Origin of the sequence: Parasphingorhabdus sp. (genome assembly GCF_041748495.1) — a bacterium.
GTDB lineage: Bacteria > Pseudomonadota > Alphaproteobacteria > Sphingomonadales > Sphingomonadaceae > Parasphingorhabdus.
Window position 1 is genome coordinate 1 of the sequence record NZ_JBGTDD010000096.1, and the last position, 15553, is coordinate 15553.

General features: G+C 59.2%; 16 protein-coding genes and 1 pseudogene. 8 read left to right on the plus strand and 9 right to left on the minus strand.

What is annotated here, in order from left to right; translation table 11 throughout:
• From ACEW8J_RS08170 to ACEW8J_RS08190, 5 genes and pseudogenes are all read right to left on the minus strand, one after another.
• Positions 1-254 (minus strand): annotated as a pseudogene (locus ACEW8J_RS08170) (riboflavin biosynthesis protein RibD); the annotation flags it as partial.
• A complete protein-coding gene (locus tag ACEW8J_RS08175) occupies positions 248-652 on the minus strand; it encodes a hypothetical protein (RefSeq protein WP_373491144.1) in 405 nt (134 codons plus the stop codon). The gene ACEW8J_RS08175 and the pseudogene ACEW8J_RS08170, both read right to left, overlap by 7 nt.
• 99 nt (positions 653-751) lie before the next feature.
• On the minus strand, positions 752-1414 hold the full coding sequence (locus ACEW8J_RS08180; RefSeq protein ID WP_373491145.1) for a TonB family protein: 663 nt from the start codon (positions 1412-1414) through the stop codon (positions 752-754).
• A 152-nt stretch (positions 1415-1566) separates the two neighbouring features.
• On the minus strand, positions 1567-2904 hold the full coding sequence (gene gltX, locus ACEW8J_RS08185) for a glutamate--tRNA ligase (protein WP_373491146.1): 1338 nt from the start codon (positions 2902-2904) through the stop codon (positions 1567-1569).
• Positions 2901-4556 (minus strand): NAD+ synthase, encoded by a 1656-nt coding sequence (locus ACEW8J_RS08190; RefSeq protein ID WP_373491147.1) that lies wholly within the window; start codon positions 4554-4556, stop codon positions 2901-2903. The genes gltX and ACEW8J_RS08190 overlap by 4 nt, the downstream gene beginning before the upstream one ends.
• 155 nt (positions 4557-4711) lie before the next feature.
• Between ACEW8J_RS08190 and ACEW8J_RS08195 the strand changes: the two genes are divergently transcribed.
• The 8 genes from ACEW8J_RS08195 (at position 4712) to ACEW8J_RS08230 (ending at position 12905) form a co-directional block, all read left to right on the plus strand.
• The gene (locus ACEW8J_RS08195; RefSeq protein WP_373491148.1) at positions 4712-5647 is read left to right on the plus strand and encodes a ribose-phosphate pyrophosphokinase; all 936 of its coding nucleotides are present in this window, start codon (positions 4712-4714) and stop codon (positions 5645-5647) included.
• A gap of 34 nt (positions 5648-5681) precedes the next feature.
• Positions 5682-6089 (plus strand): hypothetical protein, encoded by a 408-nt coding sequence (locus ACEW8J_RS08200; protein WP_373491149.1) that lies wholly within the window; start codon positions 5682-5684, stop codon positions 6087-6089.
• Positions 6086-6865 (plus strand): histidinol-phosphatase, encoded by a 780-nt coding sequence (gene hisN, locus ACEW8J_RS08205; protein ID WP_373491150.1) that lies wholly within the window; start codon positions 6086-6088, stop codon positions 6863-6865. The genes ACEW8J_RS08200 and hisN overlap by 4 nt, the downstream gene beginning before the upstream one ends.
• Before the next feature lie 129 nt (positions 6866-6994).
• Positions 6995-7198, plus strand: a complete 204-nt coding sequence (gene rpmI, locus ACEW8J_RS08210) for a 50S ribosomal protein L35 (RefSeq protein WP_066741203.1) — start codon at positions 6995-6997, stop codon at positions 7196-7198.
• A 39-nt stretch (positions 7199-7237) separates the two neighbouring features.
• On the plus strand, positions 7238-7600 hold the full coding sequence (rplT, locus tag ACEW8J_RS08215; RefSeq protein ID WP_373491151.1) for a 50S ribosomal protein L20: 363 nt from the start codon (positions 7238-7240) through the stop codon (positions 7598-7600).
• 120 nt (positions 7601-7720) lie between these two features.
• The gene (gene pheS, locus ACEW8J_RS08220; protein ID WP_373491152.1) at positions 7721-8839 is read left to right on the plus strand and encodes a phenylalanine--tRNA ligase subunit alpha; all 1119 of its coding nucleotides are present in this window, start codon (positions 7721-7723) and stop codon (positions 8837-8839) included.
• Complete coding sequence (gene pheT / locus ACEW8J_RS08225; protein WP_373491153.1) at positions 8836-11220, plus strand: phenylalanine--tRNA ligase subunit beta; 2385 nt, start codon at positions 8836-8838, stop codon at positions 11218-11220. The genes pheS and pheT overlap by 4 nt, the downstream gene beginning before the upstream one ends.
• Positions 11221-11336: 116 nt before the next feature.
• Positions 11337-12905, plus strand: a complete 1569-nt coding sequence (locus ACEW8J_RS08230; RefSeq protein ID WP_373491154.1) for a peptide chain release factor 3 — start codon at positions 11337-11339, stop codon at positions 12903-12905.
• Positions 12906-13075: 170 nt separating this feature from the next.
• Here the strand turns inward: ACEW8J_RS08230 and ACEW8J_RS08235 are convergent, their stop codons facing one another.
• The 4 genes from ACEW8J_RS08235 to ACEW8J_RS08250 form a co-directional block, all read right to left on the minus strand.
• Complete coding sequence (locus ACEW8J_RS08235) at positions 13076-13342, minus strand: Txe/YoeB family addiction module toxin (RefSeq protein ID WP_373491155.1); 267 nt, start codon at positions 13340-13342, stop codon at positions 13076-13078.
• Entirely contained in the window at positions 13339-13623 is a 285-nt protein-coding gene (locus ACEW8J_RS08240; RefSeq protein ID WP_373491156.1) for a type II toxin-antitoxin system Phd/YefM family antitoxin, read from the minus strand. Before ACEW8J_RS08240 ends, ACEW8J_RS08235 begins: the two co-directional genes overlap by 4 nt.
• 96 nt (positions 13624-13719) lie before the next feature.
• Positions 13720-14310 (minus strand): methionine biosynthesis protein MetW, encoded by a 591-nt coding sequence (gene metW / locus ACEW8J_RS08245; RefSeq protein ID WP_373491157.1) that lies wholly within the window; start codon positions 14308-14310, stop codon positions 13720-13722.
• A gap of 97 nt (positions 14311-14407) precedes the next feature.
• Positions 14408-15532 (minus strand): homoserine O-acetyltransferase, encoded by a 1125-nt coding sequence (locus tag ACEW8J_RS08250; protein WP_373491158.1) that lies wholly within the window; start codon positions 15530-15532, stop codon positions 14408-14410.
• Positions 15533-15553: the final 21 nt, after the last annotated feature.

Genomic DNA, 15553 nt, shown 5'->3' on the forward strand with positions numbered 1-15553 from the left:
CGGCTGCTTTCATGGGCACAGGGCTCCATCGTCACATAAATGTCGGCACCCCTGGCCGAAGCGCCGGCCTCGGCCAGCGCCATTTCCTCGGCATGCGGGCGACCGCCGGGCTGGGTCCAGCCACGGCCCAAGATGATCCCATTCTTGACAATCACGCAACCGACATTGGGATTGGCGCCGGTCCGGCCACGGCCTCGCTCCGACAGAGCCAGCGCTGCCGCCATATATTGGGCATCGCCGAAGATATTCAGCATTCGAGCCCGGCGGGGCGTTCGACCTCTACCTCACCGCGCGCCAGACGGGCCGCCTCCGCTTCGCGTTCAATTTGCTCGACATCCATGCCGGACATCCGGCCCAGTTCCTTCATCGCTTCCCGCCGCTCCAGCGCGAATTGATCCTTCAGGCATTGGACTTGCCAACGGTCCCGCAGAATTTCCTCGTCGGTCCGGTCCGCCGTCCAGTTTTCGACATAAATGACTTCTGCCGGCACATAAGTATATGTGTTGACCTTGGGATCAATGTAGAAAAGGAGCAGCATGAACGCCGTGCAGGCAATCGCCAGCGCTGCCGGGAGCAGGCGCTCTCCGGGTTCACCCTGGCGAACAAAGGCGAATAAATCGCCAAAGCCGCCGCGCACGGATGCATCTTTCATCAGGCCCATCCGATCCAAATAGTGCGAGCACGCCCGGATGACCAGCCCTTCCCGTAAAATTGCTGCGGGAATCATATGGTCGGCCATCCGGTCTGATGATCAGGCGTTGATTTCAAAGCGGACTTTCAGTGTGAGCCAGCTTTCCATCGGCTTGCCATCTTTGGTGGCGGGTGTGAAGCGCCATTTCTGCAAAGCCTGTTTGCGCGTGGCGGTCCAGAAATCCGCATGCGGCGAATCGATCAGTTCAATCTGCTTCACCCGGCCATCGCTGCCGATCAGCACCCGGACACTGACCTCGCCTTCCCGCTCGAGCCGCAACTGGCCTGCCGGATAGACGGGCTGAAATTGCCCGGCATAGCGCGCGTTGAGCCGCGCGTTGACAATCACCGGATCCGGGGTGATCTTGATGGGTGCAATCGGAATGCCTTCGCCGACTGCGCCGGATCCCGACTCGAGAGCGACCTCCGAGTAGCGGCCAACAGGCTCGACAGGAGACCGGGACAGATCGATAACCGGCGGTTTTTTTGCTTTTTCTGGCGTTTGCGGCATTGATTTGACTTCGGGTTGATCATTGTCCCGCACTGGCTCTGGAGGCGTCTCAGCCGGCACCGGAATGGCGATGACGGTCCCGGGAAATTTTTCCGGAAACTCGATCCCGGGCATCGCGATCACCGCCGCGATAATCACCGCATGCACGGCACCGGTCAGTATCAAACCCTTCGAACGCGGTATCTTGTTCTCGTAAACAGAAACATAGCTCATGATTCAATCCTCTCAACCATCCTCAGAAAATGGCGGAGCGGCCCGTGCCTGTTTGGCTATCTGGCCCCTTCGCCAGTTGTTATGTTATACTATTACATGTGATAGTGCAAATGTGCTGATGCTGGAGCCGACTATCGCGCTCCCGACGTCAGTCAGGCGGCGGCTTTGGCCAGTCTTGCGAGCGCGGCCGCCTTGCCGATCAGGGGCAGCAAGGCGTTCATGTCCGGACCATGATCCAGACCTGTCAGCGCCTGACGCAATGGCATGAACAACGGCTTTCCTTTGCGGCCGGTCGCATCCTTGAGAGCGTCAGTGAGGCTTTTCCAGAGGTAATCGGATGCTTCCAATTCTTCCAGCCTGGCATGAGCAATGGACAGAAATTCCCGGTCCTCCGGCGACAATTCGGCGACCGGCACCGGTCCCGTCACCACCTGCCACCATTGATCGACATTGCCCATATCGTGCAGATTCGGCCGGATAACCTCCCACGCCGCCGCGTCCATGTCTTCAGGCAGTCGGCGTTGCACTTCATCATAGTCAAGCAGATGCACGATCTTCTGGTTGAGCTGTGCCAGTTCTTCCTTGTCAAACCGCGCGGGCGCGCGGCCGAAACGGGAGAAATCGAAAGTGGCGATCAGCGGCTCGACAGCGACAATGGGCTCCACCGGATCGCTGGTTCCGATGCGCGCCAGCAAGGCGATGATCGCCTGCGGTTCGATCTGCCTTTCGCGAAAACTGCTGACACCAAGCGAACCGAGCCGCTTGGAGAGCTTGCCTTCGGTACCGACCAGCAAGGCTTCATGCGCAAATTCGGGCGGCTCGGCACCAAGTGCCCGGAACATCTGAATTTGCACCGCGGTATTGGCGACATGATCCTCGCCGCGCACAACATGGGTGATCTCCATATCGATATCATCAATGGCCGACGGCAGGATATAGAGCCAGCTGCCATCTTCGCGGCGAATAACGGGATCGGACAGCAGCGCCGGATTAAAATGCTGATCCCCGCGGATCAGGTCGGTCCATGTGATCGGCACCTCGTGATCCAGCTTGAACCGCCAGTGCGGCTTGCGGCCCTGAGCTTCGAAAGCGGCCATCTCGGCATCGGCAAGGGCGAGCGCTGCGCGGTCATAGATCGGAGGCTTGCCCCGACCCAGCTGGATCTTGCGTTTCAGGTCGAGCTCCTGCGCCGTCTCATAGGCCGGATAAACCCGGCCCGAAGCCTTCAGTTTCTCCAGCTGCGCTTCGTAACGGTCGAAACGCGCCGACTGTCGTTGCTCCTCGTCCGGGGCCATGCCCAGCCAAGCCAGATCCTCGCGGATTGCCGTTACATATTCCTCCTTCGACCGTTCTGCATCGGTATCATCGAGTCGAAGCAGAAAGACACCGCCCTGCTTCTTCGCGAACATCCAGTTGTGGAGTGCGGTCCGGATATTGCCGACATGAAGATGACCCGTGGGTGACGGGGCGAAGCGGGTTTTTATGGTCATACGGTCCTGAATGCATTGGTGATGGGATAGCGCCGGTCGCGGCCAAAATTTCGGGTGCCGAGCTTGACACCGGGCGGTGCCTGCCGCCGCTTATATTCGGCGATATAGAGCAGCCGCTCGATCCGCACCACCGTTTCCCGTTCAAATCCCCGCGACACCAGATCATTGACCGATAGCTCTTCCTCGATCAGGCCGTGCAGCAACGGATCAAGGATCTCATATTCGGGCAGGCTGTCGCTGTCTTTCTGGTCCTCGCGCAATTCCGCGCTCGGCGGCTTGCTGATCACCCGTTCCGGCATCACCGGGCCATCCGGTCCCATCCCCAGGCTCGGCTTGTTTTCATTGCGCCACTTCGAAAGCTTGAACACGGTCAGCTTATACGCGTCTTTTAGAACCGAATAGCCACCCGCCATGTCGCCATAGATGGTCGCATAGCCAACGCTCATCTCGCTTTTGTTGCCGGTGGTCAGGAGCATGTGGCCGAATTTGTTCGAGAGCGCCATCAACGTGACGCCGCGGATTCGCGACTGGATATTTTCCTCGGTAATGTCGACATTGCGGTCGGCGAAACTGTCCTCCAGCATGGCATCAAAGCCTTCGATCGCCGGATTGATCGGAATTGTATCCAGTCTGGTGCCGAGCAAGCGGGCACATCCCTCGGCATCGTCCAGGCTTTCCTGCGAGGTGAAGCGCGACGGCATCATCACGTTCCACACCCGGTCTGCTCCCAATGCATCCACGGCCACGGCTGCGGACAACGCACTGTCGATACCGCCCGACAAACCCAGGATCACACCGGGAAAGCGGTTGCGGTTCACATAGTCGCGCAGGCCGACGATCATCGCATTGTAAATATCGGCGGGATGGTCATCCAGTTGATGGATTTCCCCTGCTGCGCAGGTCCACTGGCCAGCTTCGGACGACCAGTGCGTATCAACGATCGCCTCATCCCAATCGGGTAGCTGGTGCATCAGACTGGCGTCACCGTTGATCACGAAACTGGCGCCATCGAAGACAATCTCGTCCTGACCGCCGACCCGGTTCAGAAACAGCATCGGGATACCCGTTTCGCGGACCCGGCGAGTCGCCACCTGCCCGAGGCGCATATCGTCCTTTTCAACCTCATAGGGACTGCCATGCACCGAGATGAACATATCCGCCCCTTGCGCTTTCAGATGCTCGCAGACAGTGGGAAACCAGACATCCTCGCAGATCGGCAGGCCAATTTTGCAGCCCTTGAAATCGATCGGTTCGGGCAATGGACCCGGCGCAAACAGCCGCTTTTCGTCAAAAGTGCCGTAGTTGGGCAATTCAACCTTGTAGCGGACATTCCGGATATGACCGTCCGCCAACAATGCGATACCGTTATAAAGCTTGCCGTCTTCGCGGAAAATCGACCCGACCAGCATCGCCGGACCCGGCCCAGCGGTGGCAGCCGCCAGCCGGTCCATTTCCGCCGCCGCGCGCTCCCATAGAGCCGGTTTCAAAACCAGGTCTTCCGGCGGATAACCGATCAGTTGCAGTTCTGGAAATACTATGAGATCGCTGTCGGTGCGCGCTCCGTGCGTTGCTATCATCGCATCGGCATTGCCGCGCAAATCGCCAACGCTTTGGGTCAATTGTGCCATTGTGATGGTGAGCTTTTCCGTCATCGCGCCCTGATAGAAAGCGCTACAGTGCGGAGCAATCGAAATAAACGCAAATACGGACTTTTGCTTTCACGGCCTTCTGTCTAACAGGGTCACAAAATTGTCATAGCGCGCCGTGGACGATTCTTGCGGTCTGCCGTCATCGGGGAATTGCAATTATGAAACTCATGTCGGGCAACAGCAATTTGCCGCTTGCCAACGCGATTGCCGAATATCTCGGCATTTCATTGACCGACGCCAGCGTGAAGCGCTTCGCCGATGACGAGATTTTCATCGAGATCCACGAAAATGTTCGCGGCGAAGATGTGTTCGTCGTGCAGTCGACCAGCCACCCGGCCAATGACAATCTGATGGAACTGCTGATCAGCATCGACGCGCTGCGCCGGGCCTCGGCCAAGCGGATCACCGCGGTCATTCCCTATTTCGGCTATGCCCGGCAAGATCGGAAACCGGGGCCTCGCACGCCGATTTCGGCCAAGCTGGTCGCCAATCTGATAACCGAAGCGGGTGCTGATCGGGTGCTGACCGTCGATCTTCACGCCGGACAGATCCAGGGCTTTTTCGATATCCCGACCGACAATCTCTATTGCGCACCGGTAATCAGCGAAGACATCAAGTCGCGCCATGGCGACAAGGATATCATGATCGTCTCTCCCGATGTGGGCGGCGTGGTGCGCGCCCGGGCGCTGGCCAAGCGGCTGGACAATGCCCCCCTGGCGATTGTCGACAAGCGCCGCGAACGGGCAGGTGTGTCGGAAGTCATGAATATCATCGGCGATGTCGAAGGACGTTTCTGTGTCATGATTGACGATATTGCCGACAGCGCCGGTACGCTGTGCAATGCCGCCGATGCCCTGATCGCGGCAGGGGCCACCGATGTCGCCGCCTATATCACCCATGGCGTCCTGTCCGGCAAGGCGGTGGAGCGGGTCAATGGCTCTTCGCTGCGCAAGCTGATCATCACCGACACCATAAGGACTCCGCAGTCGGCGCTTGATTCGGACAAGATCCGTATTCTGCCAATCGCGCCGCTGCTGGGCGAAGCAATTAGCCGGATCGCCGATGAAAGCTCGGTAAGCAGCCTGTTTGACTAGCCGCGACCGCAATTTCTGATATCGGGGGATGGCAATGCCCAGTTTCGAACTTCTACTGAAATATCGCCTGCATATCGCGCTATTGGCGATCTTCATCTCTTTGTTCGCATGGTTCACCGAATGGGCAGACTTTGTCTATGTCTGTCCTTATTGCCGGGCGCAAAGAACGGTCATCGGCCTGCTCGGCTTGCTGCTGCTCGCGAACCCCCTGCACTGGCTGAACCGATGGATTGCATCAACTCTGGCAGTGCTGGGACTGGTCGTTGCCGGAATACAGCATTTCAACGGCTGGAAAAAGATCATGTCGGGGCAATTTTCCTGGGGCGAATATTGGTATGCCCATCCCTGGATGCTTTCCGGGGGGGCCCTTTTCATCATTAGCGGCCTGATCCTCTATCTATGGGCCTGGCGGCCAGCCTTGGCGGCTGAGGACGATTCATGACCCCCAAAGATATCGATCTTGCCCAGAAACTCGCCGACGCCGCAGGCGAAGCGATCCGGCCATTTTTCCGCGCCAGCTTCGAACAGGAAAGCAAAGAGGATTCATCGCCGGTGACCGAAGCCGACCGCGCAGCGGAAGCGGCGATGCGGGCGATTATCGAAGCGGAGCGGCCCGATGATGGCATTATCGGCGAGGAATATGGCCCCCGCAACGAAGGCGCATCGCGCCAATGGGTGCTCGATCCGATCGACGGCACCACCAGCTTCATCGCCGGCCGGCCGATATTCGGTACCCTGATCGCGCTCATGCAAGAGGGTTTTCCGCTGATCGGGATCATCGACCAGCCGATTGCCAGAGAACGCTGGATCGGCGTGGTTGGTCGCCCGACAATCTTCAATGGACAGCCAGCCAAGTCGTCGCGCTGCCGGGAGTTGAAGGACGCGGTACTGGCGACCACCTCGCCGCATCTGTTTGACGAACATGATGCCGAGCATTTCATGGGTCTGGCGAGCAAGGTAGCACCGCGCAAGATCATCTATGGGGGCGATTGCTATAATTATGGCCTGGTCGCCAGCGGCCATGTCGACGTGGTTTGCGAAGCGGGCCTGAAACTCCACGATTTCGCTGCGCTCGCCCCGATTGTCGACGGTGCTGGCGGGATGATGTGTGACTGGAACGGCGAACCGCTGCACGCGGAATCAGATGGCCATGTGCTGGCACTTGGCGATCAGGCGCGAGTCGATGATGTTCTGGAGGCGATTGCTTGCCATCATTAGCGATGCTTTCATCGCGATAAGGCTTGCATTCCGGGCGAATCTCGCTATTGCCGCCCTTCCGATGTGACGCTCTGGCCAGTGTTGGGCTGCCACAAGTGTCCGTAACGGTACCATCTAGAGGAGACCAAAATGCCCAAGTTGAAGACCAAAAGTGGTGTGAAGAAACGCTTCAAGATCACCGCAACCGGTAAGGTCAAGCACGGCGTAGCCGGCAAACGCCACCGTTTGATGAGCCATAACAGCAAATATATCCGCCAGAACCGCGGCACCAAGAAATTGTGTGATGCGGATGCTCGGACAGTCAAGAAATGGGCGCCATACGGCCTGGGTTAATCCCGCCGCAGCGACATTCAAACTTACAGGATATAGAATATGGCACGTGTAAAACGGGGTACGACCACTCGTACAAAACATAAGAGATTATTGGTTCAGGCGAAGGGCTATTATGGCCGTCGCAAGAACACCATCCGCATCGCGCGGCAGGCGGTCGAAAAAGCCGGCCAATATGCCTATCGCGATCGTAAAGTAAAAAAGCGGGCGTTCCGCGCGCTCTGGATCCAGCGGATCAATGCTGCGGTTCGCGCCGAAGGCATGACCTATGGTGTATTCATCCATGGTACCAAGCTTGCCGGCATTGAACTCGACCGCAAAGTCATGGCCGATCTGGCGATGAATGAACCGGCAGTATTTGGCGGCATCATCAAACAGGCGCAGGATGCTATAGCGAAAGCTTGATCATTCTCGGAAATTCAAAGAAGCGCCGGAGAGCAATCTCGCGGCGCTTTTTTATTGGGTTTTTCGCATTGGGTTTTTCGCAGGGCTTGCTAGACGGGCAGCAAGAATAAACGGGACAATATGATGAGCAGCATCGACGCGATCAGGGACAGATATTTGGAGCAGATTGACACTGCAGCCGATGGCGATACGCTGGAGGCCATCCGCCTGGCTGCGCTTGGCAAGAAGGGCGAGATTTCGCTGCTGCTGAAAACGCTGGGCCAGATGACAGCCGAAGAGCGTCAGCAACAGGGGCCAAGGATCAACGGTGCGCGGCAAGCCGTTGCCGATGCTCTCGCTACCCGCAAGGAAGCCATGGAAACAGCGGCTCTGGATGCCAAGCTGGCCACGGAAAAGCTGGATCTGACCCTGCCTGCGCCCGCCGAGCCGAAAGGCAGCATCCACCCGGTCTCGCAAGTCATGGACGAGCTGGCCGAAATCTTCGCCGATCTCGGTTTCTCGGTCGCCACCGGCCCGGAAATCGAGGATGACTGGCACAATTTTACCGCGCTCAACATTCCCGACACCCACCCGGCAAGGGCGATGCACGACACTTTCTATTTTCCGCAAACCGACGATGGCGGTATGCCGAAATTGCTGCGCACCCATACGTCACCGGTGCAAATCCGTACGATGATGGACGTTGCCAAGCGGACCGGCGGCAGCGGCGAACCGATTTATATCATCGCGCCCGGCCGCACCTATCGCAGCGACAGCGATGCCACCCATACGCCGATGTTCCATCAGGTCGAGGGTCTGGTGATCGACAAGGGCATTCATATGGGGCATCTCAAATGGACGCTGGAAACTTTTCTGGGCGCCTATTTCGAACGCGACGACATCGAGTTGCGTCTGCGCCCAAGCTATTTCCCGTTTACCGAACCATCGGCCGAAGTTGACCTGGGCTTTTCGGTTGAAAACGGACGCCGGATCATCGGCGGTGATCCGCATGGGCCCAATGGCGGCTGGATGGAGCTGCTGGGATCCGGCATGGTCCATCCCAATGTCATCCGCAATTGCGGGCTCGACCCCGATATCTGGCAGGGCTTTGCCTTTGGCTGCGGCATCGACCGGCTGGCGATGCTGAAATATGGCATGGACGACCTGCGCGCTTTCTTTGATGGCGATCTGCGCTGGGCGGATCATTATGGTTTTGATGCGCTCGATGTACCCACGTTGAGCGGAGGAGTCGGCGCATGAAATTTTCCCTCTCCTGGCTGAAATCCCATCTCGATACCGACGCCAGTGCGGCGGACATTGCGGAAAAACTGACCAGCATCGGGCTGGAAATCGAGGGCATCGACAATCCTGCCGATGCATTGAAACCCTTCCGTGTCGCCAAAGTGCTGGAGGCGGGACCGCATCCCAATGCCGACAAGCTGCAATTGCTGAAGGTCGACGACGGCAGCAACGAACCTTGGCAGGTGGTGTGCGGGGCACCCAATGCAAAAGCGGGGATGATCGGCGTTTTCGGACCGCCGGGCACCTATATTCCGGGCAGCGATTTCACGCTGAAACCGGTCAAAATCCGGGATGTCGAGAGTTTCGGCATGATGTGCAGCTATCGCGAGCTGGAACTGGGCGATGATCATGACGGAATCATCGAATTGCCGGATAGCGCTGCCAGCGAAGTGGGGGCCAGCTACGCCGATTATGCCAAGCTCGACGATCCTGTATTCGATGTCGCCATCACCCCCAACCGCCAGGACTGCATGGGCGTGCGCGGAATAGCACGCGATCTGGCGGCAGCCGGAATCGGCACGCTGAAGCCGCTGGACATTGCAACCGTTGTCCGCAGCGGTGCCGGACCGGATATTGCGATCGAAGACCGGGAAGGCTGTCCTGCCTTCCATGCTTGCACCGTCAGCGGCGTGACCAATGGTGCATCGCCCGCCTGGATGCAGGCGCGGCTGAAGTCCGTCGGACAGAAGCCGATCAACGCATTGGTCGACATCACCAATTTTGTGATGCTCGACCTCGGGCGTCCCTTGCATGTTTATGACGTCAGCAAGCTCAATGGCGGCCTGGTTGCCCGCAAAGCGAAGCCGGGGGAGACTGTTCTGGCACTCAACGACAATGAATATGTGCTCGACGAAACCATGACCGTGATCGCCGATAACAATGGCGCGCATGATATCGGCGGCATCATGGGCGGGGCGGACACCGGTTCTGATGAAGGGACCACCGAGGTGCTGATCGAATGTGCCTATTTCACACCTGAGAATATCGCAAAAACCGGACAGAAGCTGATGCTCGCCAGCGACGCGCGCCAGCGGTTCGAGCGCGGTGTGGATCCAGCATTTCTCGACGATGGCATCGACATTGCAACGGCGCTGGTACGGGGGCTGTGTGGCGGCAAGGCCAGCGAGATCACGCGTGCCGGAGAAGCACCTACGGAGCAGCACCGCATCGCCTATGACCCGGCCCAATGTCTGGCGCTGGGCGGCATTGCTGTTGCTCCTGATCAGCAGAAGGCGATATTGGGAGCGCTGGGTTTTTCGATTGCCGATGACTGGACGATCACCGTGCCGACATGGCGCCGTGACGTCGCCGGCTGGCAGGATATCGTCGAGGAAATTGTCCGCGTCGAAGGGCTGGATACGATCCCCTCGACGCCGCTGCCGCGGAAGGCAGGTGTAGCAAAACCAACCGCTTCACCCGAGCAGCTGGCCGAACGCAAGGCGCGCCGCGCTGCGGCCGCGCGCGGGCTGAACGAAGTGGTCAACTGGAGCTTTATATCGGAGAAGGAAGCCGCGCCCTTTGGCGGAGGCCACTGGTCGCTGGCCAATCCGATCAGCGAGGACCTGAAGGTAATGCGGCCGTCGATGCTGCCTGGCCTGATCGCCGCCGCCAAGCGCAATAGCGCGCGGGGCGCGGCATCGATCGGCCTGTTCGAGGTTGGTCGGCGCTATCTGGAAAGCAGCGAACATCCGACCATCGGTCTGGTGCTGACCGGCGAAAAGACAGCGCGGGGCTGGCAGAATGGCGCGGCCAGCAAATTTGATGCCTATGACGCCAAGGCGGAAGTGCTGGCGATCCTCGAGGCCGCCGGCGCGCCGGTCGACAAGCTGATGGATTTCGGCATTGAGGATTCCGGGCTCGGCGATGCCTATCACCCCGGCCAGTCCGGCACATTGCGGCTGGGACCGAAGAAAATCCTCGCCGCTTATGGCGCGCTACATCCTTCCGCCACCAAGGCGCTGGGCCTCAAGGGCGCGGCGGTGGGCGGAGAGATCTTCCTTGACGCAATTCCGCTGAAGAAGAAGTCGGGCCATATGCGCGAAGCCTTTGCGCCCCCGGCGCTGCAAAGCGTTACCCGCGATTTTGCCTTCATTGTTGATGCCGATTTGCCTGCGGGTGATCTGGTGCGCGCGGTCAAGGGCGCGGACAAGAAGCTGATCACCGACGCACGGATTTTCGACCTGTTCCAAGGGCCGGGTCTGGGCGAAGGCAAGAAGTCGCTGGCGGTGGAAATTACGCTGCAGCCGATGGATGCGAGCCTGACCGAAGAGGATTTGAAGGCCTTGTCGGACAAGGTTGTAGCGAGTGCGAGTAAGCTGGGAGCCGAATTGCGGGCCTAGGCTTGTCATCATGCTGAACTTGTTTCAGCTTCCTTTCCTCCTCATAGAGCCTCCGTTGCGCCGATGGATAGATCCTGAAACAAGTTCAGGATGACGATTGATAAGAAACCGGAAATATGACCCTATCGAAACCCCGCCGTACTTTCGCGATTATCTCCCATCCCGATGCGGGTAAGACGACGCTGACCGAGAAGCTGTTGCTGAAGGGCGGCGCTATTCATCTGGCGGGCGAGGTTAAGGCGCGGGGCGACAATAGGCGGGCGCGATCGGACTGGATGAAGATCGAACAGCAGCGCGGGATTTCGGTGACCTCCAGCGTGATGACCTTCGAGCGCAGCGGCGTTGTGTTCAACCTGCTCGACACGCCGGGCCATGAAGATTTTTCCGAGGATACCTATCGCACGCTGACCGCGGTTGACAGCGCGATCATGGTAATCGATGCCGCCAGCGGGATCGAGGCGCAGACGCTGAAGCTGTTCGAGGTCTGCCGGATGCGGTCGGTGCCGATCATCACATTCATCAACAAGGTCGACCGCGAAGGCCGCGATCCCTTCGACCTGCTCGACGAAGTGGCGGACAAACTCGCGCTCGACGTCTGCCCGATGAGCTGGCCAACCGGCATGGGCGGGCAATTCGAAGGTGTGTACGACCTGCAGCGCAACCAGCTGCACCAGCCGACCGGCAGCAGCAAGCAATATGACGGGGTGACTCAGCAATTTACCGGTCTCGATGATCCAAAACTGGCCGAGGTTTTAAGCGCAGGGGCGCTCGAGCGGCTGACCAGCGAAGGGGAGCTGGCACAGGGCGGCTATAGCGCATTTGATCTGGAAGCCTATCAGAATGGCGATCTGACGCCGGTCTATTTCGGCTCCGCGCTCAAGCAATTTGGCGTCGAGGAACTGATCGAGGCGATTGCCGACTATGCGCCCTCGCCCCGCCCGCAGCCCGCCGAGCCGGCGCCGATTGATCCGGCGAGCGACGATGTCACCGGCTTCATTTTCAAGATTCAGGCCAATATGGACCCCCAGCACCGCGACCGGATCGCCTTCATGCGGCTATGCTCGGGCGAGTTCAGGCGCGGCATGAAGCTGACACCTTCCGGTCTGGGCAAGCCGATCGCGATCCACTCGCCAATCCTGTTTTTCGCGCAGGACCGCGAAATCGCCGATACGGCGGAACCGGGTGATATCATCGGTATTCCCAATCATGGCACGTTGCGGGTCGGCGATACCTTGTCCGAGAAGAATCAGGTGCGGATCACCGGCCTGCCCAATTTCGCTCCGGAAATCCTGCGCCGCGTGATCCTGCGCGATCCGACCAAGACCAAGCAATTGCGCAAGGCATTGGATGACCTTTCCGAAGAAGGCGTGGTGCAGGTTTTCTATCCCGAAATCGGTGCCAACTGGATCATTGGCGTGGTCGGGCAGCTGCAGCTCGAGGTGCTGGTGTCGCGGCTGGAGGCGGAATATAAGGTCGATGCCTATCTGGAACCGGCACCGTTCGAAACCGCCCGCTGGATCAGCGGCGACGAGGCGACGGTCGATGGCTTTGCCAATATCAACCAGAGTGCGCTAGCCAGAGACCGCGATGACAATCTGGTGTTTCTGGCGAAGTCGGCCTGGGATGTCGGCTATCAGGAAGAGCGCAATCCGGGGATCAAGTTTAGTAATACGCGGGAGCGGTAACCGGATAAATCCCAAGCATGGCGCTGTCGAAGCCAAAGATCCGCATCAATTGCTATTTGTCATTGCGAGCGGAGCGAAGCAGTCCAGAGTGGTTAAGCGATGCACTGGATTGCTGCGTCGCTGCGCTCCTCGCAATGACGCCGTAACTAGACCCTGAACAAAAACACCGCTCAATAGTGATACCGGCACTGCGCTACTTCCAATGCTTGCGCATCACCTTCGCCGCGTACTCTGTAGACCAATCGATGTTCCTGCGTAATGCGGCGAGACCACCAGCCTTTGAGTTGGCCACGCAGTGGCTCCGGCTTACCTGTTCCTTTGAAAGGATGGCGTCGGCATTCTTCGATTAAAGTGTTTACGCGATCAAGCAGCTTGCGATCATTGTCCTGCCAGTGGCGATAGTGCTCCCAGCCTTCATCGGAGAAGACGATCCTCACGGATAGATCAATTCCTGTTCCGTGCCTTCACCGGCGTCCAGCTGTTTTATCGACTCCATCAAACGGCGCGCATTCTCCGGCGATGAGAGCAAATGAATGGTCTCCTCCATCCCCGCCCATTCACTTTCAGATATCATCACGACCGCTTCGCCGTTTTGCCGTGTGATCTTTACCGGTACCTTGTCGGCTACCACGCGATCCATCAGTGCCTTCAGATTGGCGCGAGCCTTCGAGAAATTTTCCATCAACATGGCGGAGATATGTACTTGTACTTGTACCATGTCAAGATTGCAATTGGGAGCGGAGCGAAGCAATCCAGAGCGGTTAAGCGACGCACTGGATTGCCGCGTCGCTGCGCTCCTCGCAACGACGGATAACTAGTCCCTGAGCAGAAACACCGCATGCTCCGCGAGCAGATTGGCCATGCCGCGGGTCATCTGTTTATCACCGCTGAGAAACCACTGCCCCTCCTGCGAGAACCTGCCATCCTCCACCAGCGCACGGAAGTCATCGACCGTGACATGGTGGATATTGGGCGTGTCATACCAGCTTTGCGGGATCAGGCGGGTGACCGGCATGCGGCCGCGCAGCAGCAGCGACATGCGCACCCGCCAGTGGGCGAAATTGGGGAAGCTGACGAAAGCCTGCTTGCCGATCCGCAACAGTTCGGCGAGGATCATGTCGGGCCGGTGGGTGGTCTGCAGGGTCTGGCTGAGCACGGCATAGTCGAAGCTGCCTTCCGGATAGGTGCCGAGATCGGTGTCGGCATCGCCCTGCACCACCGACAGGCCCCTGGCGACGGCGCGGGCAACATTGGCCGGATCGATCTCCAGCCCTCGCGCGTCACAGCCTTTCTGGTCGCGCAACGCCGCCATCAGCGCGCCGTCACCGCAGCCGATATCGAGCACCCGGCTGCCCGGCGCGATATTGTCGGCGATGATCTGTAGGTCGGGGCGGAGTTTGGTCATGCTGCGCGCTCCAGGCCGTCAAGGCTGAGCTTGTCGAAGCCCGGTTCTGGCTGAGAGGCGTCCTTCGACAGGCTCAGGACTAACGGGAAGGACCCGATCATCGTCCTTCTCCCGCCTTCAGGAAGCCGTCAACGATCCGGTTCATCTCCGGGTTTTCGAGCAGGAAGCTGTCATGGCCGAACGGGCTCGACAATTCCATGAAGCTGACCTCTGCCCCCGCGGCGTTGAGCGCGTGGACGATCGTCCGGCTTTCCGCGGTCGGATAGAGCCAGTCGGTGTCGAAGCTGATCAGGCAGAAGCGGGTTTTCGACCCGGTGAAGGCATGGGCGAGTATCCCGCCATGGGCTTCGGCAAGATCGAAATAGTCCATCGCCCTTGTGATGTAGAGATAGCTGTTGGCATCGAACCGGTCGACGAAGCTGATCCCCTGATGCCGGAGATAGGATTCCACCTGGAAATCAGCGTCGAAGCCGAAGGTCTTGGCATCCCGGTCCTGCAGCCGGCGACCGAATTTCTCGGTCAGGCCGGCTTCCGACAGATAGGTGATATGCGCCGCCATCCGGGCGACCGCGAGGCCGCTGCTCGGCGGGTCGTCGTCGGCATAATAGGCACCGCTGCGCCAGCGCGGATCGGCCATGATCGCCTGCCGTCCGACTTCGTGAAAGGCGATATTCTGGGCGCTGTGCCGCGCGGCCGAGGCGATGATCACGGCCGAGCCGACCCGCTCGGGATAGAGCGCCGCCCAGCTGACCGCCTGCATTCCGCCCATCGAGCCGCCGATGACCGCGTGCAACCGCTCGATGCCGAGATGGTCGAGCAGCATCGCCTGCGCCCGGACCATGTCGGCGATGGTGATGACCGGAAAATCCATTCCCCACGGCTGATCGGTGGCGGGATTGACCGTCGCCGGACCGGAGCTGCCGAGACAGCTGCCCAGCACATTGGCGCAGATGATGAAATGGCGGTCGGTGTCGATCGGCTTGCCGGGTCCGACCAGCCGCTCCCACCAGCCCGGTTTGCCGGTGATCGGATGGGTGGAAGCGAGATATTGATCCCCAGTCAGCGCGTGGCAGACGAGGATCGCGTTATTCCCGTCTGCGTTGAGCTCGCCATAGGTTTCATAGGCGAATTCGACGGGCGCCAGACTGGCGCCGCTGTCCAGCGGCAGCGGTCCCAGCAGGCGCACCGCCCGGTCCAATCCAAATCGCGCATCTTCGATCATCACCATGCGAGCTAAGCGGCG

Excerpts from the sequence above, each read along its gene's own strand:
- ACEW8J_RS08175 (WP_373491144.1), bottom strand. The coding sequence starts at position 652 with ATGAAAGATGCATCCGTGCGCGGCGGCTTTGGCGATTTATTCGCCTTT.
- ACEW8J_RS08180 (WP_373491145.1), bottom strand. The coding sequence starts at position 1,414 with ATGAGCTATGTTTCTGTTTACGAGAACAAGATACCGCGTTCGAAGGGT.
- gltX (WP_373491146.1), bottom strand. The coding sequence starts at position 2,904 with ATGACCATAAAAACCCGCTTCGCCCCGTCACCCACGGGTCATCTTCAT.
- ACEW8J_RS08190 (WP_373491147.1), bottom strand. The coding sequence starts at position 4,556 with ATGACGGAAAAGCTCACCATCACAATGGCACAATTGACCCAAAGCGTT.
- ACEW8J_RS08195 (WP_373491148.1), top strand. The coding sequence starts at position 4,712 with ATGAAACTCATGTCGGGCAACAGCAATTTGCCGCTTGCCAACGCGATT.
- ACEW8J_RS08200 (WP_373491149.1), top strand. The coding sequence starts at position 5,682 with ATGCCCAGTTTCGAACTTCTACTGAAATATCGCCTGCATATCGCGCTA.
- hisN (WP_373491150.1), top strand. The coding sequence starts at position 6,086 with ATGACCCCCAAAGATATCGATCTTGCCCAGAAACTCGCCGACGCCGCA.
- rpmI (WP_066741203.1), top strand. The coding sequence starts at position 6,995 with ATGCCCAAGTTGAAGACCAAAAGTGGTGTGAAGAAACGCTTCAAGATC.
- rplT (WP_373491151.1), top strand. The coding sequence starts at position 7,238 with ATGGCACGTGTAAAACGGGGTACGACCACTCGTACAAAACATAAGAGA.
- pheS (WP_373491152.1), top strand. The coding sequence starts at position 7,721 with ATGATGAGCAGCATCGACGCGATCAGGGACAGATATTTGGAGCAGATT.
- pheT (WP_373491153.1), top strand. The coding sequence starts at position 8,836 with ATGAAATTTTCCCTCTCCTGGCTGAAATCCCATCTCGATACCGACGCC.
- ACEW8J_RS08230 (WP_373491154.1), top strand. The coding sequence starts at position 11,337 with ATGACCCTATCGAAACCCCGCCGTACTTTCGCGATTATCTCCCATCCC.
- ACEW8J_RS08240 (WP_373491156.1), bottom strand. The coding sequence starts at position 13,623 with ATGGTACAAGTACAAGTACATATCTCCGCCATGTTGATGGAAAATTTC.
- metW (WP_373491157.1), bottom strand. The coding sequence starts at position 14,310 with ATGACCAAACTCCGCCCCGACCTACAGATCATCGCCGACAATATCGCG.
- ACEW8J_RS08250 (WP_373491158.1), bottom strand. The coding sequence starts at position 15,532 with ATGATCGAAGATGCGCGATTTGGATTGGACCGGGCGGTGCGCCTGCTG.